Raw genomic sequence first — 26,357 nt, forward strand, 5'->3', positions numbered from 1 at the left:
TCAGGGTTTGGTCAAGGGGTTGGCTTTTTCTCCTCTCTTCTGGGCTGCCGCCGCCGAGCTGGCTTTGAATCTGAAGCTGTCGTTGCCGGTTTCCAGGATATGACAACGATGGGTCAGGCGGTCGAGTAGAGCGGTTGTCATCTTGGCGTCACCGAATACGGTGGCCCATTCACTGAAGCTGAGATTGGTGGTGATGATGACACTGGTGCGTTCGTAAAGCTTGCTCAGCAGGTGAAAGAGTAATGCACCGCCGGACGCGCTGAACGGCAGATACCCCAACTCGTCCAGGATCAACAAGTCGAGCCGTACCAGGGCCTCAGCGATCTGACCTGCCTTGCCCTTGGCCTTCTCCTGCTCGAGAGCATTGACCAGTTCGATGGTCGAGAAGAAGCGGACCTTGCGGCGATGATGCTCGATGGCGTGGATTCCAAGAGCGGTCGCGACATGCGTTTTACCAGTGCCAGGGCCACCGATAAGGACAACGTTCTGCGCCCCATCCATGAACTCGCATCGGTGTAGTTGGCGCACAGTGGCCTCGTTGATCTCGCTGGCGGCGAAGTCGAAGCCGGAGAGGTCTTTATAAGCCGGGAAGCGGGCAGCCTTCATGTGATAGGCGATCGAGCGAACCTCGCGCTCGGCCAATTCAGCCTTCAGCAACTGGGACAGGATGGGCACGGTCGCATCAAAGGCGGGAGCCGCTTGCTCGATAAGGTCTGTGACGGCCTGGGCCATGCCATACATCTTGAGGCTCCGTAGCATGATGACGACGGCAGCACTTGCGGGATCATGACGCATGGCGACCTCCTGCGATCCGGGCGCGTAGGCCATCGTAGCGTTCGACGTTGGCCTTGGGTTCACGCAGCAAGGTCAGCGCCTGTGGCGTATCGATGTCGGGACCGTCAGCCGTCTTGCCGTCGATCAGCCGATGCAGCAGATTCAGCACATGCGTCTTGGTCGCTACTCCTGCATCCAGGGCGAGTTCCACAGCCCTGAGTACGACGTGTTCGTCGTGATGAAGGACAAGGGCAAGGATATCGGCCATCTCGCGATCACCGCCGGGGCGGCGAAGCATCTGGTCCTGCAGTTGCCGAAAGGGCAACGGCAATTCCAGGAAGGGTGCACCATTGCGCAAGGCACCGGGTTTGCGCTGGATGACGGCAAGGTAATGTCGCCAATCGTAAATCGTTCGCGGCGGTTTGTCGTGGCTGCGCTCAATGACCCGCTCATGCTCGCATAGGATATTGCCCTCCGCCGCAACGACCAGTCGCTCGGGATAAATCCGCAGGCTGACGGGCCGGTTGGCAAAAGACGCAGGCACGCTGTAGCGGTTCCGCTCAAAGGTAATCAGGCATGTCGGCGAGACGCGCTTGCTCTGCTCGACGAAGCCGTCAAACGCGATAGGCAATGCCATCAATGCTGCCCGCTCATCAGCCCAAACATCTGCGATCGAACCGGACAAGGTGCCATGCGCCGTGTCCCGCCACAGGTCCTGGCAATGCTGTTCCAGCCAGGCATTCAATGCCGCCAAGTCCGGGAAGTCAGGCATCTGTTGCCACAGTCGTGGACGAGCATCCTGGACGTTCTTCTCGACCTGACCCTTCTCCCAGCCTGCCGCCGGATTGCAGAACTCAGGTGCAAAGACGTAGTGGTTCGTCATAGCGAGGAAGCGGATGTTGACCTGTCGCTCCTTGCCGCGACCCACCCGATCGACCGCTGTCTTCATGTTATCGTAGATGCCGCGACCAGGTACGCCGCCAAACACACGGAAGCCGTGCCTGTGGGCGTCAAAGAGCATCTCATGCGTTTGCAGTAGGTAGGCCCTGACCAGAAAGGCCCGACTGTGCGATAGCTTGATATGTGCAACCTGAAGCTTCGTGCGCTCGCCGCCTATCACGGCATAATCTTCACTCCAATCGAATTGGAATGCTTCGCCTGGGCGGAAAGATAGCGGAACGAATATGCCGCGGCCCGTCGTCTGCTGCTCAGCCCGCCAATCACGGGCGAAAGCGGCAACCCGGCCATAGGAGCCGGTAAAGCCAAGAGCCACCAGATCGGCATGAAGCTGCTTCAGCGTTCGGCGCTGCTTGCGCGACCTCCCGGCCTCGGTCTTCAGCCAGCCAGCCAGTTTGTCGGAAAAGGGATCAAGCTTGCTCGGTCGTTCCGGTACCGTGAACGTCGGCTCGATGGTGCCTGCGCTCAGATACTTCGCGATCGTGTTGCGTGACAGCCCAGTACGCCGGCTGATCTCGCGGATCGACTGCTTCTCGCGCAGCGCCATCCGCCGGATAATATTTAAAAGTCCCATGTGGATCACTCCGTTGCCCCCGTCGCTGACCGCGTTGGGGGGAAGGTTCACATGGCTCAATTCTCAATGGAAATTATGCGCCTAACCGGCTCAGTTCTGCGTGGAAACCAACATTTTGCGCGATAGTCCGCTCACCTCTAGCTTATTACGCGCCTTGCTTAGAGCAGTGTTTTTTTTCGGGCCCAAGCCGGGACGATCTCCATGGCCGACATGAGGGCGCGTTCCTGCCATCGCACGGCTCTAAATCTCAGTTTTTGCTTGAGCCGGTGGACGTCCCCCAGAAAGCTTGATAGCGAGGTCCATGGGACTCTGGCTGCTGCCCTTTCTCTGGTCGATCAATGAGCACAGGGAGTGGGGCCGGAAGCTCTGGACCAACGATGATCGCTTCTCCTTGAGCGAGCGAGGGAATGAATGCCGCAGCGTCGCGATCCAATTCTCCGCATGATCGCTCGATAGTTTCCCGGTCGCGATCGTTCGTGAGACGGTGGACGAACAGCGTGCCTAGCTGGCTCAAGACGTCCGAAGGAACGTCTCTGGGGCGCTGTGTGGCTATCGTTGTCGTCAACCCATATTTTCGGCCTTCCTTTGCGATGAGGCCGAAAGCATCCAGCATGACGTGGTTGGTATCATCGCCTATCGACCGACCGATAAACTGGTGGGCTTCGTCAAGGAAGCAGACAAGTGGACACCTTTGAAAAGAGTTCTGCCGCGCTAGGCCGAGCAGGTAGCGGCCAAGCGCGTTCAACAGCAGCTCGCGTGCATTATATTTGAAGCTGACATGCTCGAAAGAAAGAACAAGCGCGTGCTGGTCTGGATCGGCAATGAATTTCTTTATCTCGTCACATATGTCAGCGCCTTCATCAGAGAAAAGACACCGCATTTCTGGAGAAGATAAATAGTTTTCGATGCGGACGTTTAATGAATTGCAGTTGCCCAGGGCAAAATCGTCATAGGTGCCATACTTTCCCATTTCGTCCGGAGTGTGCTGCTTAATGCACTCCTCTTTTATCTGATCGGATAAGAGGCGAATATGGCTCTTGGTGCCGCCATCCCAGCGGGCCTCTTCCACGAAGGGATAATCCTTCATGGTGTAGGTGTAGCCATAGCTCGGTTCCTCAAAACCGCTGGGCGTCTTCGGCGCATAACCGAGGATGACGTAATTGCCCCAGATGTCGGAGAAGACGCCGTCATCAGACGAAACAACCGAGCGGCCCTCGGCAACGGTGTCGAGCTCGAACAAAGCAGCGAGCATCTGCGCCGTGACAATATCGGTGTTGGCGAACTTGGCGGCAATCTTAGCGTTTGTTTTCAGTGCGCCGTAGGGCTTCGGCCCGGCGACCATGACGTTTGGATACATGCCGCTGGCCGAACGAACGGCCTGCCGTGCCGCTTCAACGTCAGCAATCGGATTGCTGGCAGCGTTCGACCATTGCGAGGCACCGGCAAGCACGAGCTGGTGATTGGCGTCATAGTTCGCAGCGGTGGTTGCTATCTGCGCCTGCTCGTATTCAAGGCCAAGGGTCAACGAGTTCATCACCTGATTGACCGACCGCATGCCGAGATCGACCCCCGGAATTGCGGCGGCATCACGCGCAAATTCGCGAGGCACCTTGCCGTCAAGACTGTCCTGGACAAGCGCGTAAGGCTTGCCCTGATAGCCGAATTCCACCTGCTTGGTGGAAGCGCCTGGCGCGCGGCGGGCATTGTAGAGCATAAAACTCTCTTTGCCGAATTCGATGACCTTGCCGGCTGAAACCGCAACATCAACCGAGGGGAACAGCAGATGCCCGACGCGATCCTGATGACGATAGCCACGGGCGTGGGTGGAAAGAATGGGATCGACAACACGATATTGCGAACCGGACATGGACATGCGTTACCTGCCTTTCAGGAGGGATTGAAATCGGGATTTGTTGGGGTTGATGCGCTCGCAGGCCGTAGTTTGCCTTCAGCAACTAGCCGTGAGCGAAGATGACCAATTTCCTTGGTGGAAAGAATAGTGAAGCGACGGATATCATCGACTGCCCGACCTCGTGAGAGCATGCGTAAGACATCGGGTGTCTCTTGTTCCTTCAGCTTTTTCCGGATGCGGAAAACCGTCCGTTCGTGCGCGCCTGCTTCTCGCGCAACGTCGCGAACGGATCTGCCTTGCCTCAAGCCGTTCTCGATCGCATCAGTTCGGTTGGAGTGCATTGACGTATCGCCAAGCGGAACTATTGCATCAATCGGAACACCACCGGCAGCTTCCGCAACCTTCAAAGCAGCGGTCCAACCCAACTTTTTTACGAGAGGCGATTGTTCATTAAGCTTGTCTGGCCGGCCAACATAAAGTCGGCATCCTCCAAATGCGGCCTGCAATTGCTCCGCAATATCAGCGCCGCATTTGTCGCGGATCAAATCCAATACCGGGTAATCGTCATTCTTGCTTGTCATGGCGCGCATCCTCACAAACCTTATAGGTCTTGGAGGATCTGCTTGGCACGGTGTCAGCTGACACCGGGGCTGACAGCTGTCAGTCGTCCACATACTAGAGATTAAAAAGTTTGCGAGGCGCAAAAAAGGGGCAATTCGCCATCCGAATATACCCCAGCCGCCAACCTACGGAGGGCCGGATAGCGGCCTCGGCTGACGGACGTATGGTGACAACAGCCTGACAGCGTTAATATCCAGCAACCGTAAACCAACAGGAGCGCGCCACCGACGGCGCGCTCTGTCCCATAGCTTACACGACGGCCGTCGGTGGCCGTAGCCATGGATCCAACCGCCTTGTAGCACCGCAACGAGCCTCTTGGCAAACGACCAAGGCAATCTTCCTCGAGTCGGTTCAAGCTGCCGTGATTTCAAACCGGCAAGCGCCCCACAACTTAGCAGCGGTTTCGGCGGCATCGTCGTGATATTTCTTCCAAGGAAAATTGCTGTAGCAAAGGCATTTGACAAGCTCTTCAACCCAGGGCTCGCTAAGGTTCAGAAGGTCGCCCGCATCTCCGAAGAACGGAAGATCAGCCTTTGCCGGCTTGCTGGAAAGCGAGTGCGCAATGTGCTTATCGCGAAAGTCGCGAAGTCGCGCAAGCAGGGCCGCGTTCTCGAAGAAATCCTTGAGAGCCGGGGCGATTGCTGAAAGTGCCGCATGACGTTCATCGGCCACCTTTTCAGCGTCTTCATCGCTTATCCTTACCACCCATTCCAATATCTGCCGGTTCTCTCCGCGTAGATGCCGGTGGGCCTTAGAGTTCGCCAAGTGGCGTTCTCTCTGACGATTCAAAACATCCGGGTTGTCAATCAGTGCGCATATAGTCGGAAGACTATCCCGATCTTCGCTTGCTCTATCCCAGAGCCGGCATGTATCCATCACCAATGATCGTACCGATGTGTGTTGCAGGAATTGCAGAAGCATTCCTTCCTTCTTTTCCGGGATCTTTGCATCGAAGTCCCGATCGAACACGAAAAAGCGGTTGCTCTCGAACAATTGGATCGCGGCACGCAGATTGGAAGTGATCACTTCCACTTTGGCGGCGGCGGCGTCTAATCGCTCGTCGGCAGTCAAATTGTTCGGCCAAGCCATAGAAACCTCCACAGAGCGCAAGCCGCGCTCAACCCAAGTGCTACACCAACTTTTACCAAAACGCTCGCGCTCGGCCTTTGAAGCCGCTTTAATTTTGATCCTATCTGCGAGCGATCATCGCTTTGAGCGACGAAATCACCTTCGCGGCTTTTTTGTTGTCGACGAAGCGCAACGCGGACACCTTGTGAAACCGCTCCAGCCATTTGTTCAACTCGGCATCGTCGGGATCACTCGCACCGGAAAATCTAATCCAGAAAGACCGGATCAAATCAATCTGCGGAGGGGTCGCCATCGTCGGGCGATAACCATAGGTTCGCTTCGTCCAGGTCGAACGGAAACCACAGGCAGTAAAATATCGCATGACCTGGTTGAAGCCCGCAAGATCGAGATCAGCGGCGCTCTCAGCGCGACCGTACCGGGCAAGGATTGCCCGGTAGCTTTCGTCATCAAGCCCGAGATCACGTTTGGCGACGTGCAACAGGCCGATCTGCTTTTTGGTGATCGCAGCATTTGACGGGCTGTTACGCATCGGCAACCTCCCGAGCCTTCGATGCATGAGGCGGATGTGCCGAATGCCGTTCCGTGGGCGGGCCAAGGATGATGCCCGTCGCCATGGCGATCACTCAGTTGACAACGTATTGGGACACGCCAGCCCACTCAGCAATCCGTTCGGAGTTCCTGATTTCGAGCTTGTTGGCCCTGATATCAGCGATCTGCTTGATGAGTTCCTTACGTACATCGTCCAAGTCATCGCATTGCCGCTTCAACAAGATCCAAACGCCGTCTGTATCAGGACTTATGTTCTCACCGGACCGCAAGGTATGCTCCAGCATTATTCCAAAGGACTTTATAGCGGATACCGCCATTTCCATTTCGTCAAGCAAATCAGATGTGTCAGACATTTTCAGTTTCTCCTTTTTGGGCATAGCTCCGCACTACGCCACACAAAGGCGCGGAGGTGATTGGTTTCATGTGATGGGAAGTCAGCAGCGACGGTTAGGCCGCTTCGGATTTCAATAGCTTCATGGCTTCGGGTTTAGAATTTGCGACGCGAAGCGCGGTTTCCAGATGATTTTTGCGGATGCCGGTAGCACCGCCTGTCAACCTTTTCGCAATTTCGAGTAGTTGCGTCAGATCGCGGAAGTTGGTTCGCCTTCCAAAGGCGCATAGGGCCTCGTAGGCATCTTTACCCTCAACATTGTAGGTGCTGCCAATCAGCTCGCAGTCATTTTTGTTCGGTCCCGGCAATGCCCTGCGGACGGCGATCCGGCTTTCAATTTGCTCCCAGGTGCGAGCATCACGCGTTGTGCCCGCAAGGCGCTCGGCATTGCCGGCTAAAACCAAACCCATATCGCATTTTTCTTGGACACGTAGGAGTTCCCGGAACGCCGTTGCCTCAAGCGTTTGAACTTCGTCCACCACAAGCAATCGCTGGACATGCTGCCAACGACCGTCCTTATAGACTTCTTGAGAACTAAAATTGTGGTAGACATCCTCCGCAATTTCGCGCTCATATTTCTTGCCTGTGCGTCTCCCGATGCTGTCGAGCAGGAGTTCGAACATGCCTTTGGTGCTTTTGCTTGGATCGGAAACCTCGCAATAGGAACCGCCCATTTCACGTGCGATATGCCACAGCGACGAACTCTTTCCTGTACCTGGCCTGCCGACGATATGAACCGGGAAACGGAGCGCAAGAGCAAGTGTGGCCGCCTCTCGAATAATTGAGACGGCTTCGGTCTCGACTATAGAAGCGGGTATATTGGCAGGACGCTCCATCAATTGCTCCTAGTGTTGGCGCTTATCATTGCCATTGCGGCCGCGGCTTCGCGGTTGGCGATCCGAATGCGTTCTTCCTCTACAAGCCAGGAAGCATTGTCCGCTGCGACAGGGAGGATTGCCCGCCTTTGCGATCCCGGCCGATTGACCGTGATTGTAGCGTCCGGTTCGTTCGGGATCACCGGCATCTGCCTTTGTCCGTAGGCAATCAGCTCAGCACCTACATCAATGTCAGGGACGGATTTAGAAAGCTTCGTGATAGCTTTGTTGCGAATGCTTGTGCGCCTGGCACTTTCTTTAGCCCCTCGCCCATCCAAGACATCGAAAGCACGATCGGCAACCGCGATACCGATCTCAGCGCCGTGTTCGTCAGTGATTAGCAGTTCGGCAAAGCCGTGGTATTTCGGCACGTGGGCAATCACTCGTCGTCCAAAGAACTCGAGCAAGCCGTCGCAAATCCACGGTGTGTCCTTTATTGAAATGCCGTGCCGATCAACGATACGCGTCACAGGGCGCGTGAATACTGTTAGGAGCCGTTCGGCATCGAGAAGGCTGGCTTTCCAACCGTTTCGAACATGCTGACCGAAAGCGAGCGCCGGCGAGGTTTTCAGTGCACCTTTCTGCGGCATATGTTCGTATGCGGTCAGGTGGCTGAAAAACTCTTCGCGGAACCCGTCAAATCCACCGGGATACGGCGCGTGCCGCTTGCCGAGCTTGGGAACCTTTGGGTTCATCGGATCATCGTCGCGCCAGCCTTGAATATGGCGCGCGTGCTGTTGATTGAACTGTCGGAACCAGCCTTCAACGTGTTTGGCGGCAGCATTGTACGGTTTGGCGCGAATAACACGGTTACGCTCTTCCGGCCCACTGAAGCCAACTACATTGGCTCCCAATTTAAGCGCATCCTCAAGATCGTCCGCAAAGCCATACTCCGATCCATTATCGGCATAAAGATATTGCGGAACGCCAAAGGCCGGATGCTGGCACATGTTGACGAAAGCCGTTATGATATCGCTGTTTCTGACCCCGCCCCTGTCATCGAATTGGATCAGCTCGCAGAACACGCGATTGGTCGCAATGTCGTGAAAGGCGATCAACTTTGGGGTCGAATAGCTTCCATCACCGCGAAGAACCTCCACGTTGATATGGTGAACGTCCATCACCACAACTTCCATCGGAACAAGATTGGCCGTGGTGCGGCGTATGCGAGGTTTGTTGTCCTCGCTAGCCTTTCGGTCTTTGCGGTGGCGCGCAACAGCTTTGAAGTGCGCCTCTTCCTGCACAAAGGCCTGTGGAATGCGGAATATGGGCTCTTCACGTGTAGTATCATTCAAACGGAAGCCGTAGGCGGCGGTGATTTCCTTCAGCTTCTCTGAAGTCAGGACGAGTGTCTGTTTGAACTGACCGTCGCCTTTGATCAGGCTGCGAACGTATTGCTTCAGATCGTGCTGGATTGTGGATTTCATGGCATCATCGAACGGGACGGCATTCGTCCAGGCGCGGCTTATGAAGACCTTCTTTTCGCCCTTGTCCTTCCGAATTTTGCTGGTCAGACCGTGGACCCCATAAAGCTCAAAATCCTGCATCCATTTATAAAGTGTGGACTTGGAGAGCTTTGTGGGCTGACCTGTCCAGTCATGCACGATGCGTCCATGGTGGCGGTCGATCTCAGCCTTGCGGCCCGAACTGCCCTTCGGCTGTTCAAGGGCGCGGCTGATCAGATCGTATTTCCAGTTGCGCTCAAGTTGCGCAGCATCACCGAAACGAAGTTTTGAAACGGCTTCATCGGTGGTCTGAAGGGCCTTTAAACGCTCTTGAATATGCGCCGGAAGGCTCGAAACCTTCACCTGATATTGCTTGCCGGAGTTGCCGCCCCGACCGAAGGCGGTCCGGACTTCAAGCGCCGCGCCATACCAACTACCATTCTTGAGTGCCTTCCAAACCGCCTGTCTGCTGATACCCGAAACATGGCTGAGTATGTCGACATCCACGAAGTTAGCCATTGAAAGCTCCCGCTTCCTTCATCAGACGAAGTCTCAGTCTTTTCGCGCTTGGGCCATTTCGCTTTCCCTTAAGGACATCGGATGCCCACACGCGACAAATGCCGTTTTGCGAACACCACTTGCTGAGTGAAGTGCCTTGGGCGATAAAGCCAGCACGTACCACGGCAAAAAGATGGCAGCCGGGCGATGCAATTATTTGTTTTGTTGTCTCAGACTTCATAGTGAAGTCTATGACTTCATTTTTCGTGAGTGTCAAATAGAAAATGGATGAGCATGTTCGGGTTTTCATCGAACGTCTAAAAGCCGCGCTCCTCATCCAGACGGATGAAGAACTGGCTTCACGAATTGGCTATTCTAAACAGGCAATCGCGAACTGGCGGCGACGTGGCGCTGTGCCAAACAAGGCTCGGACAAAGATCGCACAACTGGCCGGCCCCGAATTTGCGGCCGACGAGTGGGAACAGCTCGGTCATGTGCAACGCGAGAAAGCGATCTTATATGCGTGCCTCTCAAGAATCTTTGCCCGCCTGGCTTCGACCTACGCACAGCCATTGGCACCACACGACTTTGCCAAGTTGGGTATACAATTCAATGATCTTGAAGAAGGGCTACTTTCCCATATTAGAGACGAAGCGTCGCACGGAGCTTCCGAGGCCGAGATAATCCAGCGACTTTGGGGAGGGCTCGATGACGACAAGCTAATTGAAGTGGCGTGGTTTTTCATCGACGTCGGTAAGGCGCTTAGAAGCTAGGTTTACCAATAGGTTTACCAATCACTGACGTTTACAATTTATTCCGGCACTGGGTTGTCCAATAAACGAAATGGAATCAAACACTTCATCGCTATGCTGGAATGGAAAAATTGAGGTTGGCAAATGCCGCGATTGGCAACCCTATTTTTTGCCGGAAAACCCTTTAAAATCAGACGTCGCTAGGGATTTTCATTCCAGAATAGCTCTGACAGCCATTCCCAAATAGCTTTCGCGCCTCCAACACAACGCCCCATCATCATTAACCTTATCTAAAGCCCTTGCAGAACATAAATGGAACAGATAGTGTTTGTTCCAGATTTGTTTCGCGATTCTGAGAGGGCTGCGATGCTAACGAGAAAGCAACAAGAGCTACTCCTGTTCATCCACGAACGGATGAAGGAGTCCGGCGTGCCGCCTTCCTTCGACGAAATGAAGGATGCGCTCGACCTCGCCTCGAAGTCCGGTATTCACCGGCTTATCACCGCGCTCGAGGAGCGCGGCTTCATCCGCCGCCTCCCAAATAGGGCGCGCGCGTTGGAAGTCATCAAGCTGCCGGAAGCCTATTCGGCGAGCATCAAGCCGCAACAGCGCGGCTTCTCCCCAAGCGTCATCGAAGGTTCGCTCGGCAAGCCGCAGGCGGCGCCGGTCGCTGCCAAGCCGCCCGCCAATGACGATCGCTCCGACTCGGTGTCCATTCCCGTCATGGGGCGGATCGCCGCCGGCGTGCCGATCTCGGCGATCCAGAACAACACCCATGACATCGCGGTTCCCGCTGGCATGATCGGCGGCGGTGAGCATTACGCGCTCGAGGTCAAGGGCGACTCGATGATCGAGGCCGGCATTCTCGACGGCGACACGGTGATCATCAAGAACGGCTCCAGTGCCAGCCCCGGCGACATCGTCGTGGCGCTCGTCGACGACGAGGAAGCAACGCTCAAGCGCTTCCGTCGCAAGGGCGCATCGATCGCGCTCGAGGCCGCCAACCCGGCTTACGAGACCCGTATCTTCGGGCCCGATCGCGTCAAGATCCAGGGCAAGCTTGTCGGCCTGATCCGCCGCTATCACTAAGCAGTGACGCGCGTCCCTCGCCGTCCATTACGCGGCGGCGAGAGTAATATTGCGCATTTACCTTTGCACGCTGCAGCGATTGCGAAATTTCCCCGTCTCGGATAAGGAAATTCGCATGGGGCTTTTCAATTTTTCAGAAGATTATTGCGGATCATGGCGAAAGCATTTGTACTTTCGCCTGTGTGGCTGCGGTTTCCTTGAGATTTGACATTTTACCGCCTGATTCCGCACTTAGCGCGGTAGGCGGTATGGATGGCTTGCCCAATCCAATTGCGTGTGACAGGAGACTCTATTGAGCAAAAACAATAAGAAAGTAGCGCTGGTTACCGGCATCACCGGTCAGGATGGGGCCTATCTCGCAGAATTGCTGCTGAGCAAGGGCTATATCGTCCATGGCATCAAGCGCCGCTCCTCCTCGTTCAACACGAGCCGCATCGAAAACATCTACCAGGACCCGCATGAAGAGGACCAGCGTTTCATCCTCCATTACGGCGACATGACGGATTCCACCAACCTGATCCGCATCGTTCAGGAAGCGCAGCCCGACGAGATCTACAATCTTGCCGCCCAGAGCCATGTGCGCGTCTCGTTCGAGACGCCGGAATACACTGCCAATGCCGACGGCATCGGCACGTTGCGCCTGCTGGAAGCCATCCGAATCCTGAAGCTAGAGAAGAAGACCCGTTTCTACCAGGCCTCGACGTCGGAGCTTTATGGCCTGGTGCAGGAAGTGCCGCAGAAGGAAACGACGCCGTTTTATCCGCGCTCGCCCTATGCAGCCGCCAAGCTCTACTCCTACTGGATCACGGTCAACTACCGCGAAGCCTATGGCCTGCATGCCTCCAACGGCATTCTCTTCAACCATGAGAGCCCACTGCGCGGCGAGACTTTCGTGACCCGCAAGATCACCCGTGCTGCCGCTGCCATTCGTCTCGGCAAGCAGGAAAAGCTCTATGTCGGCAACATCGATGCCAAGCGCGACTGGGGCCATGCCCGCGAATATGTCCGCGGCATGTGGATGATGCTGCAGCAGGACAAGCCCGACGACTATGTGCTGGCGACCGGCGAAACCACCGAGGTCCGCCAGTTCATCACCTGGGCGTTTGAAGATGTCGGCATCAATCTGGAATGGCGCGGCGAAGGCGTCGACGAAAAGGGCTACGACATCTTGTCCGGCAAGATCGTGGTCGAGATCGACCCGCGCTATTTCCGTCCGACTGAAGTCGAGCTGTTGATCGGTGATCCGACCAAGGCCCATACTAAGCTCGGCTGGAGCCATGACACGTCCGTGCGCGATCTTTGCCGCGAGATGGTCAATGAAGACCTCAAGGTCATGCAGACCGCCACCGTGATGAAAGAAGCCTGATCGATGTATTCGCTTTCCGGCAAGAAGGTCTGGGTCGCAGGTCATCGCGGCATGGTCGGTTCGGCAATCATCCGCAGGCTCGCAGGCGAAGGCTGCGAGGTCGTCACGGCCTCGCGTGCCGACGCCGACCTGCGCGATCAGGCAGCAACGCTGGGCTGGATCGAAAAGACCAAGCCGGACGCGGTGTTTCTGGCTGCCGCCAAGGTCGGCGGCATTCTCGCCAATGACAGCTATCCCGCCGATTTTCTCTATGACAACCTGATGATCGAGGCCAACATCATCCACGGCGCCCACAAGGCGGGCGTCGAGAAGCTGATGTTCCTCGGCTCGTCTTGCATCTACCCGAAATTTGCACCGCAGCCGATTACCGAGGATGCGTTGCTGACCGGCACGCTGGAGCCGACCAACGAATGGTATGCGATCGCCAAGATCGCCGGCATCAAGCTGGCCGACGCCTATCGCAAGCAGCATGGCGACGACTATATCTCCGGCATGCCGACCAACCTTTATGGGCCTGGCGACAATTTCGACCTCAATTCCAGCCACGTCATGCCGGCGCTGATCCGCAAGGCGCACGAGGCAAAGCTCGCCAAGGCACCCTCGATCACCATCTGGGGAACCGGAACGCCGCGGCGCGAGTTCCTGCATGTAGATGACTGCGCCGATGCATGCGTGCATCTGATGAAGACGCATTCCGAAGCGGGCCATGTGAACGTCGGTTCGGGCACGGATGTAACCATCCTCGAATTGACCGAGATGGTTTGTGAAGCGGTGGGCTATCACGGCAGAATCGAGCATGACCTGACCAAGCCCGACGGTACGCCGCGCAAGCTGATGAGCGCCGAAAAGCTGCGCGCCACCGGCTGGGCTCCGAAGATCGGCCTTAAAGAAGGCATCGCGGCAGTTTACCAGTGGTTCCTGGCCAACAAGGCCTGAACCATAAGCAAGAAGATCCGGGATAGAATGAATGGCTGGCACCCGCCACGAATTGGCATTTCTTGATGGTTTGCGTGGGCTGGCGTCCCTGTGGGTAGTCATCGGCCACGCGATGTTTCTGACCGGCTACAAGGTCGGCATCTTCGCCCAGCCTGACATGGCGGTGGATCTTTTCATCATCATTTCGGGCTTCCTGATGGTGTTTCACTATCAGCTGCGCGAGGCTCGCGAGCCTTGGACCGAGCCGTCGACGTGGAAGGTGTTCTGGATCCGGCGCTTCTTCCGCATTGCACCCCTCTATTATGTGTGCCTGGCAGCAGCGCTCTATTTCGGACCGGATCTCTGGGAGGCCAGGCTGCGAGCCGCGTCCGCCATGCCGGGTTCGATGACGGAGACGCTGACCTATTCTGGTCGCTATCTCGACCAATCGCTGACCAACATCGTGATGCATGTCAGCTTTCTGTTCGGCATGACCTCGACATATAATTTCCGCACTGCCCTGCCGGATTGGTCGATCGGCCTGGAGATGCAGTTTTACGCGTTCCTCCCGCTTCTGATGCTGGTATTGATGCGGCTACGCTGGATGGCGGGCATGGCGCTGCTCATCGCATTCGGCTGGATCCTCGGAAGCTGGCTAGATCGCAATGGCTTCGTCATCGGCGCCTATTCGATCCTGGCGATGAAATTCCATCTGTTTGCCGCCGGCATGCTGATCGCCATGTCGATCCGCGCCGTAGGCGCGAACAAATGGCTTTTGCTGCTTGCCGCTTGCGCGGTCATTTTCGTGCCGCTTGGCGGCGGCCGTGATGCCTTCCACCGGACGATCAAGATAGTCATCGTCTGCGGCTTCTTCGCGCTGCTTTACAAGGACGCGATGCCGGTGATTGCCAAACGCCTAATCGGCGCACTCGATACTGTGTTTTCCAATTCACTGAGCCGCTGGATCGGTGACCTGTCCTATGGCGCCTATCTCATTCACCTGCTGGTGATGCTGCCAGTCTGCGGCTGGCTCGCTGTGACCTTTCCTCACCTGGCGCCCTTCCCGCGCTTCTGGGCGGTGCTGGCGTTGACCATACCGATCACCTACGGGCTGGCCTGGTTGGCCTACCGCTATGTCGAGTTGCCGGGCATCGCGCTCGGAAGACAGGTGGCGGGACGGTTCCAGAAACCGAAGCCGGCGATGGCGTAGCCAAAGAAAAACCCCGCCGTTTCCAGCGGGGCCTGATATTTCAACCGATCGTCCAAGCTTACTTCGGCAGTTCGCCTTCGACGCCTTCGACGAAGAAGTTGAGCGGGCCGAGCTTGTCGTCGCCGGCCACTTCGCCAGCTTTCAGCCATTCGGTGCCGTCCTGCTTCTTGAGCGGGCCCGTGAAGGGCTTGAGTTCGCCCGACTTGATCTTGGCCTCGGTTTCCTCGGCCATCTTCTTCACGTCGTCCGGCATGTTAGTGTAGGGCGCCATGTAGAGGATATTCTGGGCAAGACCATCCCAGCTCATCTGCGACTGCCAGGTTCCGTCAAGCGCAGCCTTGGTGCGCGTGACGTAGTAAGCGCCCCAATTGTCGACGATCGCGGTCAGCTGGGCATTCGGACCAGCCTTGATCATGTCGGACGCCTGGCCAAAAGCATGGATCTTGCGCTCTTCGGCAACCTGCATCGGCGCGGTGGAGTCGGTGTGCTGGGTGATGATATCGACGCCCTGGTCGATCGCTGCCTTGGCGGCATCGGCTTCCTTGCCGGCGTCAAACCAGCTGTTCACCCAGATGACCTTGAGCTTGAAATCCGGATTGATCGAGCGCGCGCCGATTTCAAATGAATCGATGCCCTGGACGACTTCCGGAATCGGGAACGAGGCGATGTAGGCGGCGGTGCCGGTCTTCGACATCTTCGCGGCGATCTGGCCGAGGATATAGCGGCCTTCGTAGAAACGCGAATTGTAGGCTGTCAGGTTCGGCGCCGTCTTGTAGCCGGTGGCGTGCTCGAACTTCACCTTCGGGAACTTGGCCGCGACCTTGACGGTCTGGTCCATGAAACCAAACGAGGTGGAGAAGACCAGGCCGCAGCCGGAACGCGCGAAGCGCTCGAGCGCGCGCTCGGCATCGGGGCCTTCCGGCACGTTTTCGAGGAACTGAGTCTCGATCTTGTCGCCGAGTTCCTTTTCGAGCAGCTGGCGGCCGATATCATGCGCCTGTGTCCAGCCGCCATCGGTCTTCGAGCCGACATAAAGGAAGCAGACCTTGAGCTTGTCGGCAGCCTGCGAGGTGGTGGCGAAGCCAACCATTGCAGCAGTCGCGGTGAGTGCGAGGATGAGTTTTTTCATTTTTACCCCTATCGGTTTGGTGGAACTCTTTTTGTTGGTTATCTGTCGGGAACAAAGCTCTTCCCGAGGGATGCAGGCGTATTGATCAAGGTCAGGCGACGGTTCTGCGAAATGACGATCAGCACGATCACCGTCGCGACATAAGGCAGTGCTGACAGAAACTGCGACGGCACGGCAATGCCGAAGGCTTGCGCATGCAGCTGTCCGATCGATACTGCACCGAAAAGATAGCCGCCCGCAAGCAATCTCAGCGGCCGCCAGGAGGCGAAAACGACCAGCGCAAGCGCGATCCAGCCGCGGCCAGCCGTCATGTTTTCCACCCATTGTGGCGTATAGACGAGCGACAGATAGGCGCCGGCCAGACCTGCGCAGGCGCCACCCCACATCACGGCGAGATAGCGGATACTGATGACATTGAGGCCGAGCGCATGCGCCGAGGCGTGGTTGTCGCCGATCGAGCGCAGGATCAGGCCGGAGCGAGTCCTGAACAGGAACCAGTGCGTTGCTATAACAAGCACGATGGACAGATAGAAGATGATGTCCTGATTGAACAGGACCGGGCCGATGAACGGGATCGATGAAAGGCCCGGAATGGCAAGCGGCGGCAGGCGAATGCCCTCGACGCCGACATAGGGCTCGCCGATCATGCCGGAAAGGCCGAGGCCCAAAATGGTCAACGCCAAGCCGGTGGCAACCTGGTTGGCAACCAGCGATAATGTCAGGAAGCCGAAAAGCAGGGATGTCAGTGCGCCGACCGCAATGCCGGCAAACATGCCGAGAACGGGCGATCCCGTCATCTGCGAAACGGCAAACGCCGAGACGGCGCCCATGACCATCATGCCTTCAACGCCGAGATTGAGCACGCCGGAACGTTCGGTGACCAGCTCGCCGCTGGAGGCAATGACCAGCGGCGTCGAGGCGGTGATGACGGTGATGAGGATGGATTCGGCTGGAGACATTGCCTTACGCCTGCCTTTCAGCGCCGGTCAGACGCGACCAGACGATGCGGATCTTGTAGTAGATGAGGGTGTCGCAGGAGAGCACGAAGAACAGCAGCAGCCCCTGGAACAGCCGTGTCACCTTATCCGAGACGCCGAGCGACAGCTGCGCGGCCTCGCCACCGAGATAGGTCAACGCCAGGATCAGCCCCGAGACGATAATGGCCAGCGGATTGAGGCGTCCCAGGAAAGCGACGATGATGGCCGTGAAGCCGTAGCCGGGCGAGATTGACGGCCGAAGCTGGCCAATGGCGCCCGAAACTTCGGCGATTCCTGCAAGTCCCGCCAGCGCACCCGACAGCAGCATCGAGAACCATACCATGCCCGATGCCGAGAAGCCGGCAAACCGCCCTGCCCGACCGGATTGGCCGAGCACCTTGACCTGATAGCCCTTCAGCATGAATTCCATCATGAACCACAGTAAGACGGCGGCAATGATGGCAAAGGCAAAGCCCCAATGGGCGCGGCCGGATTCTTCCCACATGGCCGGCAGGACGGCGGACTCGTTGAACATCCGCGTTTCCGGGAAGTTCTGGCCCTCCGGATTGCGCCAGGGCCCGCGCACCAGATAGTCGAGGAAAAGCTGGGCGATATAGACCAGCATCAGGCTGGTGAGGATTTCATTGGTGTTGAACCTGGTCTTCAACAGTGCCGGGATGGCGGCATAAAGGGCACCGCCGATCATACCCATGATCATCATCAGCGGCAGCAGCAGCGGCGAGCTCCAGGTGTAGAACACCACCGGGATGAACGAGCCGAAGATGCCGCCAAAGATGAATTGGCCTTCGGCGCCGATGTTCCAGTTGCCGGCACGGTAACACATCGACAGGCCGACGCCGATCAGGATCAAAGGTCCGGCCTTGATTGCCAGCTCGTGCAGCGACCATTCTTCACGAAGCGGATCGATGAAGAACAGATACAGCGCCTGCAGCGGATCCTTGCCGAGCGCGGCAAACAGGATTGCACCACAGATCAGCGTCAGGACAAGCGCGATGACCGGCGACAGGAACGTGTAGAGCTTTGAGGCGTTGGGGCGCTTTTCTAGTTCAATGCGCATGCGCGGCCTCTTTCGGCATATGATGCGTGCCGCCCATCAGCAGGCCGATTTTCTCGCGGTTCATTTGTGACGCGGGATACACGGCCGAAAGCTTGCCGTCGGAGATGACTGCAATATGGGTTGATATCTCGAAGATCTCGTCGAGATCCTGGCTGATCACCAGCACGCCCGAGCCAGCTTTGGCGAGGTCCACCAGTGCCTGCCTGATGTGGCTGGCAGCACCGGCATCGACGCCCCAGGTGGGTTGGTTGACGACCATGACCGATGGCTGGCGGTCTAGCTCACGGCCGACGATGAATTTTTGCAGATTGCCACCGGACAACGATCCCGCGGCTGGGTCCTCGCCGCTCTTGCGGACATCCATGTCCGAACAGATGCGCTTGGTGGCGGCAGTGATCGCCGAGCCGCGAATGACCTTCAGCCATCCTCCCCCCAGAAAAGCCGAACGGTCCGAGGCGTTGCGGGAGAGAATGAGGTTTTCCGACAGGCTCATCGTCGTCACGGCTGCGTGGCCATGACGTTCCTCAGGCACGAAGGCAGCACCCATTAATCGCCGCGCTGAAATGCCCGCCCGGCCCATCGCCTTTCCACGAATCTGTACAGCATCGTTGCTGGCGGCAAGATACTCGCCGGATAGCACGTCGAACAGTTCTCCCTGGCCGTTGCCGGCCACGCCGGCGATCGCCAGCACTTCACCGGCGCGAACCTGCAAGGCGATGTCTTTGAGGGCCACGGCAAAGGGCGTACGCGAGGTAGCATTCAGAGCACGCGTTTCGAGCACGATGGGACCGGAGAGATCTGTGCTGGTCTTCTCGACCTCGGCAACATCGCTGCCGACCATCATTCGCGCCAGCGACGCGGTCGTCTCCTGACGTGGGTCGCAGGCGCCGGTTACCTTGCCGTGACGCAGCACGGTGGCGCGATCGCAGATGCGCTGCACCTCTTCCAGCCTGTGGCTGATATAGAGGACCGAGCGTCCTTCTGCCTTGAGCTTGGCCAACGTCTCGAACAGCTTGTCGGCTTCTTGTGGTGTCAGGACCGAGGTCGGCTCGTCGAGTATGATCAGCTTCGGATTCTGCAGCAGCGCCCGGACGATCTCGATACGCTGGCGCTCGCCGACCGACAGATCGGCGACATGTGCATAGGGATCGAGCGGCAGGCCATATGCTTTGGAGAGCGTTCTGGCCTGCTCGGCGATTTCGGAAAGCGGCACCTTGTGGTCGAGCGACAGGGCGATGTTTTCCGCCACCGTCAGCGCCTCGAACAACGAGAAATGCTGGAAAACCATGCCGATGCCGGTCTTGCGCGCTTCGCTCGGGCTGCCAATACGGACGGGATTGCCCTCCCAGAGGATCTGGCCGGATGACGGCGCAAGCACGCCGAACAGCATTTTCACCAGCGTGGATTTGCCGGCACCGTTTTCGCCCAGCAGTGCATGCACCTCGCCGGGGCGAATGGAAAGATCGATCTCGCTGCAGGCCGCGAACGTTCCGAACAGCTTGGAGATCTTGCGCACTTCCAGAAGAGGACGAACACTCCCCGCATCCGTGTTGGCCACGAACCACCCCGATTTGACCCAGCTCTTCGCCCGTTGGTTCAGGGAATGAGCAGGGTTGTTCCGCTTGTTTTTCTATTTTCCAGATCGGCGTGGGCCTGCGCGGCGTCCGCCAATCCATAGGTTTGATTGATATTGATAACGACTTTGCCGCTCTGCACAACTGAAAAAAGCGAGTTTGCGCAGGCATCTAGCTCGCCGCGTGTCGCGATGTAGGAGCCCAGCGTCGGGCGAGTCGCAAACAGCGAGCCCTTCTGCGCAAGGATCGCCAGCTTGAACGGTTCGAGCGCGCCGGAGGACTGGCCGAAGCTGACCCAATAGCCCAGCGGCTTCAGGCAATCGAGAGAATAGGGAAACGTATCCCTGCCGATGGAATCGTAGACGACATCGACGCCCTTGCCTGCCGTCAGTTCCTTGACGCGCTCGACGAAATTGTCGCTGCGGTAATTGATGACATGGTCGTAGCCGTGCCGCAGGGCCAGCTCGATCTTTTCGGGGCTGCCGGCCGTGCCGATCACCGTAGCGCCGAGCGCTTTGGCCCACTGGCCGGCTATCAACCCGACGCCGCCCGCCGCAGCGTGAAACAGCAATGTGGTCTCTGGCCCGACCTTGTATGTCCGATGCAACAGAAATTGCGCTGTCATGCCCTTCAGCATCATCCCGGCGGCTGTCTTCAGATCGATGCCATCGGGCACGTGGACGAGCCTGTCGGCTGGAATATTGCGGATCTGGGCATAGGCGCCGCTGACGGAGGCATAGGCAACGCGATCGCCCACCGCAAAACCCTCGACATCAGGGCCAAGCGCAGTGATTTCGCCTGCGCCCTCTTCGCCGAGCACGGAGGGGAGGCCCGTCCGGATCGGATAAAGGCCGCTGCGAATATAGGTGTCGACGAAGTTCACGCCGATCGCCACCTGGCGGATCTGCACCTCACCGGACTGCAGCGGCGCCACTTCGACATCGGTATATTCGAGAACGTCGACCCCGCCATGGCCGCGGATAACAAGTGCTTTGGTCTTCATGCGTCTTTGGTCCGTCCGAGATTGGGGAAAATCTGCAGCACCATGCCGATGCAATAGAGATAGATGCCCGTCGCGACCACGCCCCACGCAACCCAGTCGGGCGTTTTGAAATGCATGAGCAATGCAATGCCGCTGAGCACGGCCCAGAGGATGAAGACGCCGAGATTGAGGTTGCGCAGGCGTTTGACCCGGACGGGATGCAGGAAATAGATCGGGAAGAAGGTCAGGATAACCGAGATCAACACGACGACAAAAGCGGTGTTTTCGCTCGCGTCGATGACGAACAGCGTGAAGATCACCATGTTCCAGACGACCGGAAAGCCGGAGAAGAAGTACTCGTCGGTCTTCATGCCCATGTCGGCATAATAGATCGCCGACGACACGACGATCAATCCCGCCGCCACGAAGGACCAAGGCTCGCCAATCATGCCGCTCTTGTAAAGCGCAAAGGCCGGCAGCAACACGTAAGTCACGTAATCGATGATGTTGTCAAGCGTATCGCCCGACCAGTTGGGCAGCACTTCCTTGACCCGCACCTTGCGGGCGATCGGTCCGTCGATGCCGTCCACCAGCAAGGCAAGCCCCAGCCACCAGAACATGTCGATGAAGCGCAGCTCGGACGCAGCAACCACACCCAGGAAAGCCAGGAACGATCCGGATGCCGTCAGCAAATGCACAGCAAATGCGCGAATCTCGGCATAGGGAACGGCTTTGTAATTGAAAACATAGCTGAAAATTCGCATTGCGCCCCCGCCCCCGGCTCGTGTCTTTTATGGTTCAGCCCTTCTTCGATACATCGGTTTTTTGTCATAGGCCAGTCCAAAGGTAACCGGAACAGGCAACAAAAAAAGCCGGTGCGCAACCGCCCCGGCTCTTATTAGACAGTCAGATTGAAGCGCTCAGCTTTCCTTTTTGGCCGGCTTGCGCTTCGGCTTGGCCGGGGCGGGCTCAGCATCCACGACGGCGCCGACCGTTTCCGGCTTGGCCTTGCGTGACTTGGTGGATGCAGTTGCCGCGACTTCCACTTCATCCCTCGGCTTGACCGGCACGTTGTCCGGCAGGGTTTCGAGCACGATGCCCGCCTTGCCATCGTCGCCCTTGCCAATCGAAACACGGACAATGCCGCCCTTCTTCAGGTTGCCGAACAGGATTTTCTCGGCGAGCGGCTTCTTGATGTGCTCCTGGATGACACGGGCCAGCGGACGCGCACCCATCTTTTCATCATAGCCCTTCTCGGCGAGCCAGCTCGTGGCTTCCTCGGTCAGTTCGAAGGTCACATGGCGTTCAGCAAGTTGCGTTTCGAGCTGCAGCACGAACTTCTGCACCACTTTGTGGACCACGGCCATCGGCAGTGAGCCGAACGGTATGATCGCGTCGAGACGGTTGCGGAATTCCGGCGTGAACAGCTTGTTGATCGCCTCCAGATCGTCGCCTTCGCGCTTGGACGAGCCAAAGCCGATGTTCGACTTGGCCATGTCCTGCGCACCGGCATTGGTGGTCATGATCAGGATCACATTGCGGAAGTCGATCTTCTTGCCGTTGTTGTCGGTCAGCGAGCCGTTGTCCATAACCTGCAACAGGATGTTGTAGATATCCGGATGTGCCTTCTCGATTTCATCGAGCAGCAGCACGCAATAGGGATGCTGATCGACCTGGTCGGACAAAAGCCCGCCCTGGTCGAAGCCGACATAGCCCGGAGGCGCACCGATCAGCCGTGAGACTGTGTGGCGTTCCATGTATTCCGACATGTCGAACCGCAACAGTTCCACACCCAGGGACAAGGCCAGCTGCTTGGCCGCTTCGGTCTTGCCGACGCCGGTCGGACCGGAGAACAGGTAGGAGCCGATCGGCTTGTTGGGTTCGCGCAGGCCGGCACGCGCCAGCTTGATCGACGAGGTCAGCGCTTCGATGGCGATTTCCTGGCCGTAGACGACTGAGCGGAGGTCCTGCTCGAGCGTCGACAGCATCTCTTCGTCATCGCGCGACACAGTCTTCGGCGGGATGCGGGCCATCGTTGCGATCGTCGCTTCGATTTCCTTTTCCGTGATCAGCTTGCGCCGCTTGGAAACCGGCAGCAGCATCTGCGAGGCACCGGTCTCGTCGATCACGTCGATCGCCTTGTCCGGCAGCTTGCGGTCGGTGATGTAGCGCGCCGACAGTTCCACCGCCGCCTTGATGGCGTCGTTGGAGTAACGCAAGTGATGGAACTCCTCGAAATAGGGCTTGAGGCCCTTCATGATTTCGATGGCGTCCTCGATGTTCGGCTCGTTGACGTCGATCTTCTGGAAGCGGCGGACGAGTGCCCGGTCCTTTTCGAAGAACTGACGATATTCCTTGTAGGTGGTCGAGCCGATGCAACGAATTGCACCAGAAGACAGCGCAGGCTTCAACAGGTTGGAGGCGTCCATGGCCCCGCCCGAAGTCGCTCCGGCACCGATGACGGTGTGGATCTCGTCGATGAACAGCACAGCACCCGGGAAATCCTCGAGTTCCTTGACGACCTGCTTCAAACGCTCTTCGAAATCGCCGCGATAGCGGGTACCGGCCAGCAGCGTGCCCATGTCGAGCGAGAAGATCGTCGCGTTCAACAATGCCTCAGGCACCTGCTTTTCAACGATGCGCTTGGCAAGGCCTTCGGCGATCGCCGTCTTGCCGACGCCGGGGTCACCGACATAGAGCGGATTGTTCTTGGAGCGACGGCACAGGATCTGGATCGTGCGGTTGACTTCCGCATGACGGCCGATCAATGGGTCGATCCGGCCGTTGCGGGCCTTGTCGTTGAGGTTGACGCAATAGGCCTTGAGCGCATCGAGTGGCTTCTTCTGGCCGTCTTCCTGCTGTTCCTTGGAAGGCTTTGCCTCCTGCTCGCTTTCCTCGACGCCCTTGGGCGCGCGTGTTTCGGCGGCGCCGGGACGCTTGGCGATACCGTGCGAGATGTAGTTGACCGCGTCGTAGCGGGTCATGTCCTGTTCCTGCAGGAAGTAGGCCGCATGGCTTTCCCGCTCGGCAAAGATCGCCACCAGCACGTTGGCACCAGTCACTTCCTCGCGACCTGACGACTGGACATGGATCACCGCGCGCTGGATGACGCGCTGGAAGCCGGATGTCGGCTTGGAATCCTCGTCGTAACCCGTGGCGAGGTTGGCCAGGTCATTGTCGACATAGTCGCTGACGGCCTTCTTGAGCTTGTCGAGATCGACATTGCAGGCGCGCATGACCGCGGCCGCATCACTGTCGTCGATCAGCGAAAGCAGGAGATGTTCTAGAGTTGCATATTCGTGCCGGCGTTCGTTGGCCAGCGTGAGTGCCCTGTGCAGGGCTTTTTCAAGGCTTGAGGAGAATGTGGGCACTTAAAACCTCATTTCTTTTCCATGACGCATTGAAGCGGATGCTGGTGTTCTCGCGAAAAATCCATGACCTGCATGACCTTGGTTTCCGCCACCTCGTAGGTGAAGACGCCGCATTCGCCCACACCGTGATTATGAACCTGAAGCATGATCTTCGTTGCCGCTTCGCGATCCTTCTGGAAAAACCGCTCGAGCACATGAATGACGAATTCCATCGGGGTGTAGTCGTCGTTGATCAGCAGAACCCGATAGAGACTTGGCTTCTTAACTTTAGGCTGTACGCGCGTGATGACCGACGTGCCGCGGCTACCGGAAACCCCGTCCCGCTCACCATCGCCCTGCATTCGGTATGCCTTCTCAGTCATTTTTACCTTCAAATCCGAAATTCAACTGAGCCCATGGCTTCAGCTACTTTTAACCACTGCGTTATGTGGTATCGCGAACCACCATTTTAAGACCCTTTCCCTGCGCTGCAATACTAATTCAGCAAACTTGTCGGGAAATGGAGTGGTGAAATCATATTTCATCAAAGCCGGAATGCCGGCGGAAAGTTCCCGGACAACCCGAGGTTTGCAATGTCGTAGCCGGCAAACAAAAAGCCGGCCGCCAATCAAGGCAGCCGGCTCGAAAGAATCATCCCAAAACGGATCAGGCAGCGGCGGCTGTGGCCTTCTCGACGTTTGCCTTGACGGTCGCTGTGGTCTTCTGAACCGTCGCTTCGACCGGCTTGTAGGCTTCCTTGGCGAGCGAGGAATACATTTCGCCAAGCTTTGTTACTTCAGCGATGTAGCCTTCGAGCGCGCTCTTGGCAAAAGCGGCCTGAAGCTGGAAAGCAGCCTCGACGCTCTTGGCCGAGGCAAGCTGCTGGAAATGGCTGACGCCGGCTTCGAAGCTCTTCTTGGAATAGTCGGCGGTTTCCGTGGCAATTGCTTGGAAGCCCTTGGTGGTCGTGGAATAGCTGGCAAGAGCCGAATCCATGGCTTCCTTGCCGAACACGCTGGCATCTTCGAATTTGAACATTGTAGGTATCCTCCGTTTTCAATCAGTTCCTGATATATATGTGCACTGCACAATAAAGTCAATATTTGTGCAAAGCAACAAAACCGAATGAAAACAAAACCCCGCCGAATCGGCGGGGTTGAAAATGCGCGTCGATGAAACCTGAATGCCTCAGAGATCGACGTCCAGGATAGCCATCGAGAAATTGTAGGAAAGGTCGCCGTCCTCGTCGTCGCGATAGATCACGCCGAGGAACTCGTCGCCGACATAGACCTCGGCCGAGTCGTCCTTGCGAGGACGTGCCTTGACCACGATGCCCGGATTGAGTGTCTTCTTGAGGTAGGCGTCCAGCTTTTTCAGTTCGTCGGGCTTCACGACGTTTCTCCATGTCTCTGACTGATTTGCAGCGCTTCTGCCATGCAGAGACGCGTCGTGTAAACCCCAAACCTGGCTTGGTACCTATTCCATCGCGGCTAGAATCTGGTCCATCGAACGCGATGGCTCGGAGCAACCAGCCTCGCCGACCACGCGGGCCGGAACGCCGGCAACGGTGGTTTTGGGCGGCACCGGTTTAAGCACGACAGAGCCGGCGGCAACGCGCGAGCATTTGCCGATTTCGATATTGCCCAGCACCTTTGCACCCGCGCCAATCAGCACGCCGTCGCGAATCTTCGGATGGCGGTCGCCGGCTTCCTTGCCGGTGCCGCCAAGGGTGACGCCTTGCAGGATCGAGACGTTATCGCCGATCACAGCGGTCTCGCCGACCACCAGGCCGGTGGCATGATCGAGGAAGAAACCCTTGCCGATGCGCGCCGCCGGATTGATATCCGTCTGGAAGACGCTGGAGGAGCGGCTCTGCAGGTAGAGCGCGAAATCCTTGCGGCCCTGCTTCAGCAGCCAGTTGGCCAGCCGATAGGTCTGGATGGCGTGAAAGCCCTTGAAGTAGAGCACCGGTTCGATGAACCGCGTGCAGACGGGATCGCGGTCGTAATAGGCCTGGATATCGACACGGATGATCTGGCCCCATTCCGGCCAGTCCTGGAACATCTGCTGGAACGCCTGGCGCAACAGGGCGGCCGGCATGTCCTCGTGGTCGAGGCGCTCGCAGACGCGATAGATCACGCTCTCCTCAAGGCTGCGATGATTGAGCACGGTCGAATAGAGGAACGTCGTCAGGACGGAATCCTGGTCGAGAGCGGCTTGCGCCTCCTGCCTCAGATTGTCCCAGATCGGATCGACGGACGCGATGAACTCGCTCGGTCGGATATCGGGCTTAACGGCCATGACGGCCCT

At 57.6% G+C, this 26,357-nt stretch carries 25 protein-coding genes; 5 read left to right on the forward strand and 20 right to left on the reverse strand.

The window, feature by feature from the left end:
* The 9 genes from istB to ACXHRN_RS12340 form a co-directional block, all read right to left on the reverse strand.
* A complete protein-coding gene (gene istB, locus ACXHRN_RS12300; protein ID WP_488638461.1) occupies window positions 1-795 on the reverse strand; it encodes an IS21-like element helper ATPase IstB in 795 nt (264 codons plus the stop codon).
* Window positions 785-2,305: an IS21 family transposase gene (gene istA / locus ACXHRN_RS12305; protein ID WP_488638460.1), complete on the reverse strand. Its 1,521-nt coding sequence runs from the start codon at window positions 2,303-2,305 to the stop codon at window positions 785-787. The genes istB and istA overlap by 11 nt, the downstream gene beginning before the upstream one ends.
* 247 nt (window positions 2,306-2,552) lie before the next feature.
* Window positions 2,553-4,178 (reverse strand): ATP-binding protein, encoded by a 1,626-nt coding sequence (locus tag ACXHRN_RS12310; protein ID WP_488641591.1) that lies wholly within the window; start codon window positions 4,176-4,178, stop codon window positions 2,553-2,555.
* Window positions 4,179-4,192: 14 nt separating this feature from the next.
* Window positions 4,193-4,738 carry a hypothetical protein gene (locus ACXHRN_RS12315; protein ID WP_488641592.1) on the reverse strand — a complete coding sequence of 182 codons (546 nt, stop codon included), beginning with the start codon at window positions 4,736-4,738 and terminating at the stop codon, window positions 4,193-4,195.
* A 391-nt stretch (window positions 4,739-5,129) separates the two neighbouring features.
* Window positions 5,130-5,867, reverse strand: a complete 738-nt coding sequence (locus ACXHRN_RS12320) for an AbiU2 domain-containing protein (RefSeq protein ID WP_488641593.1) — start codon at window positions 5,865-5,867, stop codon at window positions 5,130-5,132.
* Window positions 5,868-5,967: 100 nt separating this feature from the next.
* On the reverse strand, window positions 5,968-6,396 hold the full coding sequence (locus ACXHRN_RS12325) for a regulatory protein GemA (protein WP_488641594.1): 429 nt from the start codon (window positions 6,394-6,396) through the stop codon (window positions 5,968-5,970).
* A gap of 94 nt (window positions 6,397-6,490) precedes the next feature.
* The gene (locus tag ACXHRN_RS12330) at window positions 6,491-6,769 is read right to left on the reverse strand and encodes a hypothetical protein (RefSeq protein ID WP_488641595.1); all 279 of its coding nucleotides are present in this window, start codon (window positions 6,767-6,769) and stop codon (window positions 6,491-6,493) included.
* Between the two features lie 94 nt (window positions 6,770-6,863).
* Window positions 6,864-7,643 (reverse strand): AAA family ATPase, encoded by a 780-nt coding sequence (locus tag ACXHRN_RS12335; RefSeq protein ID WP_488641596.1) that lies wholly within the window; start codon window positions 7,641-7,643, stop codon window positions 6,864-6,866.
* Entirely contained in the window at window positions 7,643-9,646 is a 2,004-nt protein-coding gene (locus tag ACXHRN_RS12340) for a hypothetical protein (RefSeq protein ID WP_488641597.1), read from the reverse strand. Before ACXHRN_RS12340 ends, ACXHRN_RS12335 begins: the two co-directional genes overlap by 1 nt.
* A gap of 263 nt (window positions 9,647-9,909) precedes the next feature.
* Between ACXHRN_RS12340 and ACXHRN_RS12345 the strand changes: the two genes are divergently transcribed.
* The 5 genes from ACXHRN_RS12345 (at window position 9,910) to ACXHRN_RS12365 (ending at window position 14,957) form a co-directional block, all read left to right on the forward strand.
* Window positions 9,910-10,398 carry a helix-turn-helix domain-containing protein gene (locus tag ACXHRN_RS12345; protein WP_488641598.1) on the forward strand — a complete coding sequence of 163 codons (489 nt, stop codon included), beginning with the start codon at window positions 9,910-9,912 and terminating at the stop codon, window positions 10,396-10,398.
* A 345-nt stretch (window positions 10,399-10,743) separates the two neighbouring features.
* On the forward strand, window positions 10,744-11,466 hold the full coding sequence (gene lexA / locus ACXHRN_RS12350) for a transcriptional repressor LexA (protein ID WP_488641599.1): 723 nt from the start codon (window positions 10,744-10,746) through the stop codon (window positions 11,464-11,466).
* A 292-nt stretch (window positions 11,467-11,758) separates the two neighbouring features.
* The gene (gmd, locus tag ACXHRN_RS12355) at window positions 11,759-12,832 is read left to right on the forward strand and encodes a GDP-mannose 4,6-dehydratase (RefSeq protein WP_488641600.1); all 1,074 of its coding nucleotides are present in this window, start codon (window positions 11,759-11,761) and stop codon (window positions 12,830-12,832) included.
* A 3-nt stretch (window positions 12,833-12,835) separates the two neighbouring features.
* A complete protein-coding gene (fcl, locus tag ACXHRN_RS12360) occupies window positions 12,836-13,768 on the forward strand; it encodes a GDP-L-fucose synthase (protein ID WP_488641601.1) in 933 nt (310 codons plus the stop codon).
* A 31-nt stretch (window positions 13,769-13,799) separates the two neighbouring features.
* Entirely contained in the window at window positions 13,800-14,957 is a 1,158-nt protein-coding gene (locus ACXHRN_RS12365) for an acyltransferase family protein (protein ID WP_488641602.1), read from the forward strand.
* A 58-nt stretch (window positions 14,958-15,015) separates the two neighbouring features.
* On the opposite strand, the gene ACXHRN_RS12370 is transcribed toward ACXHRN_RS12365, so the two are convergent.
* From ACXHRN_RS12370 to cysE, 11 genes are all read right to left on the reverse strand, one after another.
* Window positions 15,016-16,086 (reverse strand): BMP family ABC transporter substrate-binding protein, encoded by a 1,071-nt coding sequence (locus ACXHRN_RS12370; RefSeq protein ID WP_488641603.1) that lies wholly within the window; start codon window positions 16,084-16,086, stop codon window positions 15,016-15,018.
* A gap of 38 nt (window positions 16,087-16,124) precedes the next feature.
* Complete coding sequence (locus tag ACXHRN_RS12375; protein ID WP_488641604.1) at window positions 16,125-17,045, reverse strand: ABC transporter permease; 921 nt, start codon at window positions 17,043-17,045, stop codon at window positions 16,125-16,127.
* A gap of 4 nt (window positions 17,046-17,049) precedes the next feature.
* Complete coding sequence (locus ACXHRN_RS12380; protein WP_488641605.1) at window positions 17,050-18,141, reverse strand: ABC transporter permease; 1,092 nt, start codon at window positions 18,139-18,141, stop codon at window positions 17,050-17,052.
* A complete protein-coding gene (locus ACXHRN_RS12385; RefSeq protein ID WP_488641606.1) occupies window positions 18,131-19,699 on the reverse strand; it encodes an ABC transporter ATP-binding protein in 1,569 nt (522 codons plus the stop codon). Before ACXHRN_RS12385 ends, ACXHRN_RS12380 begins: the two co-directional genes overlap by 11 nt.
* Window positions 19,700-19,737: 38 nt before the next feature.
* Complete coding sequence (locus tag ACXHRN_RS12390; protein WP_488641607.1) at window positions 19,738-20,718, reverse strand: quinone oxidoreductase family protein; 981 nt, start codon at window positions 20,716-20,718, stop codon at window positions 19,738-19,740.
* On the reverse strand, window positions 20,715-21,461 hold the full coding sequence (pcsA, locus tag ACXHRN_RS12395; RefSeq protein WP_488641608.1) for a phosphatidylcholine synthase: 747 nt from the start codon (window positions 21,459-21,461) through the stop codon (window positions 20,715-20,717). Before pcsA ends, ACXHRN_RS12390 begins: the two co-directional genes overlap by 4 nt.
* 156 nt (window positions 21,462-21,617) lie before the next feature.
* Window positions 21,618-24,068: an ATP-dependent Clp protease ATP-binding subunit ClpA gene (gene clpA, locus ACXHRN_RS12400; RefSeq protein WP_488641609.1), complete on the reverse strand. Its 2,451-nt coding sequence runs from the start codon at window positions 24,066-24,068 to the stop codon at window positions 21,618-21,620.
* A gap of 8 nt (window positions 24,069-24,076) precedes the next feature.
* On the reverse strand, window positions 24,077-24,430 hold the full coding sequence (gene clpS / locus ACXHRN_RS12405; RefSeq protein WP_488641610.1) for an ATP-dependent Clp protease adapter ClpS: 354 nt from the start codon (window positions 24,428-24,430) through the stop codon (window positions 24,077-24,079).
* A gap of 283 nt (window positions 24,431-24,713) precedes the next feature.
* The gene (locus tag ACXHRN_RS12410) at window positions 24,714-25,085 is read right to left on the reverse strand and encodes a phasin family protein (protein ID WP_488641611.1); all 372 of its coding nucleotides are present in this window, start codon (window positions 25,083-25,085) and stop codon (window positions 24,714-24,716) included.
* Between the two features lie 150 nt (window positions 25,086-25,235).
* A complete protein-coding gene (locus tag ACXHRN_RS12415; protein WP_488641612.1) occupies window positions 25,236-25,439 on the reverse strand; it encodes a DUF3126 family protein in 204 nt (67 codons plus the stop codon).
* A gap of 84 nt (window positions 25,440-25,523) precedes the next feature.
* Window positions 25,524-26,348, reverse strand: a complete 825-nt coding sequence (cysE, locus tag ACXHRN_RS12420) for a serine O-acetyltransferase (RefSeq protein ID WP_488641613.1) — start codon at window positions 26,346-26,348, stop codon at window positions 25,524-25,526.
* Between the last annotated feature and the right edge of the window lie 9 nt (window positions 26,349-26,357).

Source organism: Shinella sp. OV683, from assembly GCF_057787725.1.

Bases quoted from the DNA above. Each gene is read 5' to 3' on its own strand.
- ACXHRN_RS12320 (WP_488641593.1), bottom strand. From the start codon at position 5,867: ATGGCTTGGCCGAACAATTTGACTGCCGACGAGCGATTAGACGCCGCC.
- pcsA (WP_488641608.1), bottom strand. From the start codon at position 21,461: ATGCGAATTTTCAGCTATGTTTTCAATTACAAAGCCGTTCCCTATGCC.
- ACXHRN_RS12330 (WP_488641595.1), bottom strand. From the start codon at position 6,769: ATGTCTGACACATCTGATTTGCTTGACGAAATGGAAATGGCGGTATCC.
- clpS (WP_488641610.1), bottom strand. From the start codon at position 24,430: ATGACTGAGAAGGCATACCGAATGCAGGGCGATGGTGAGCGGGACGGG.
- istA (WP_488638460.1), bottom strand. From the start codon at position 2,305: ATGGGACTTTTAAATATTATCCGGCGGATGGCGCTGCGCGAGAAGCAG.
- istB (WP_488638461.1), bottom strand. From the start codon at position 795: ATGCGTCATGATCCCGCAAGTGCTGCCGTCGTCATCATGCTACGGAGC.
- ACXHRN_RS12370 (WP_488641603.1), bottom strand. From the start codon at position 16,086: ATGAAAAAACTCATCCTCGCACTCACCGCGACTGCTGCAATGGTTGGC.
- cysE (WP_488641613.1), bottom strand. From the start codon at position 26,348: ATGGCCGTTAAGCCCGATATCCGACCGAGCGAGTTCATCGCGTCCGTC.
- ACXHRN_RS12345 (WP_488641598.1), top strand. From the start codon at position 9,910: ATGGATGAGCATGTTCGGGTTTTCATCGAACGTCTAAAAGCCGCGCTC.
- ACXHRN_RS12410 (WP_488641611.1), bottom strand. From the start codon at position 25,085: ATGTTCAAATTCGAAGATGCCAGCGTGTTCGGCAAGGAAGCCATGGAT.
- ACXHRN_RS12365 (WP_488641602.1), top strand. From the start codon at position 13,800: ATGGCTGGCACCCGCCACGAATTGGCATTTCTTGATGGTTTGCGTGGG.
- fcl (WP_488641601.1), top strand. From the start codon at position 12,836: ATGTATTCGCTTTCCGGCAAGAAGGTCTGGGTCGCAGGTCATCGCGGC.
- ACXHRN_RS12315 (WP_488641592.1), bottom strand. From the start codon at position 4,738: ATGACAAGCAAGAATGACGATTACCCGGTATTGGATTTGATCCGCGAC.
- lexA (WP_488641599.1), top strand. From the start codon at position 10,744: ATGCTAACGAGAAAGCAACAAGAGCTACTCCTGTTCATCCACGAACGG.
- ACXHRN_RS12340 (WP_488641597.1), bottom strand. From the start codon at position 9,646: ATGGCTAACTTCGTGGATGTCGACATACTCAGCCATGTTTCGGGTATC.
- ACXHRN_RS12325 (WP_488641594.1), bottom strand. From the start codon at position 6,396: ATGCGTAACAGCCCGTCAAATGCTGCGATCACCAAAAAGCAGATCGGC.
- ACXHRN_RS12390 (WP_488641607.1), bottom strand. From the start codon at position 20,718: ATGAAGACCAAAGCACTTGTTATCCGCGGCCATGGCGGGGTCGACGTT.
- ACXHRN_RS12335 (WP_488641596.1), bottom strand. From the start codon at position 7,643: ATGGAGCGTCCTGCCAATATACCCGCTTCTATAGTCGAGACCGAAGCC.
- ACXHRN_RS12310 (WP_488641591.1), bottom strand. From the start codon at position 4,178: ATGTCCATGTCCGGTTCGCAATATCGTGTTGTCGATCCCATTCTTTCC.
- ACXHRN_RS12375 (WP_488641604.1), bottom strand. From the start codon at position 17,045: ATGTCTCCAGCCGAATCCATCCTCATCACCGTCATCACCGCCTCGACG.
- ACXHRN_RS12380 (WP_488641605.1), bottom strand. From the start codon at position 18,141: ATGCGCATTGAACTAGAAAAGCGCCCCAACGCCTCAAAGCTCTACACG.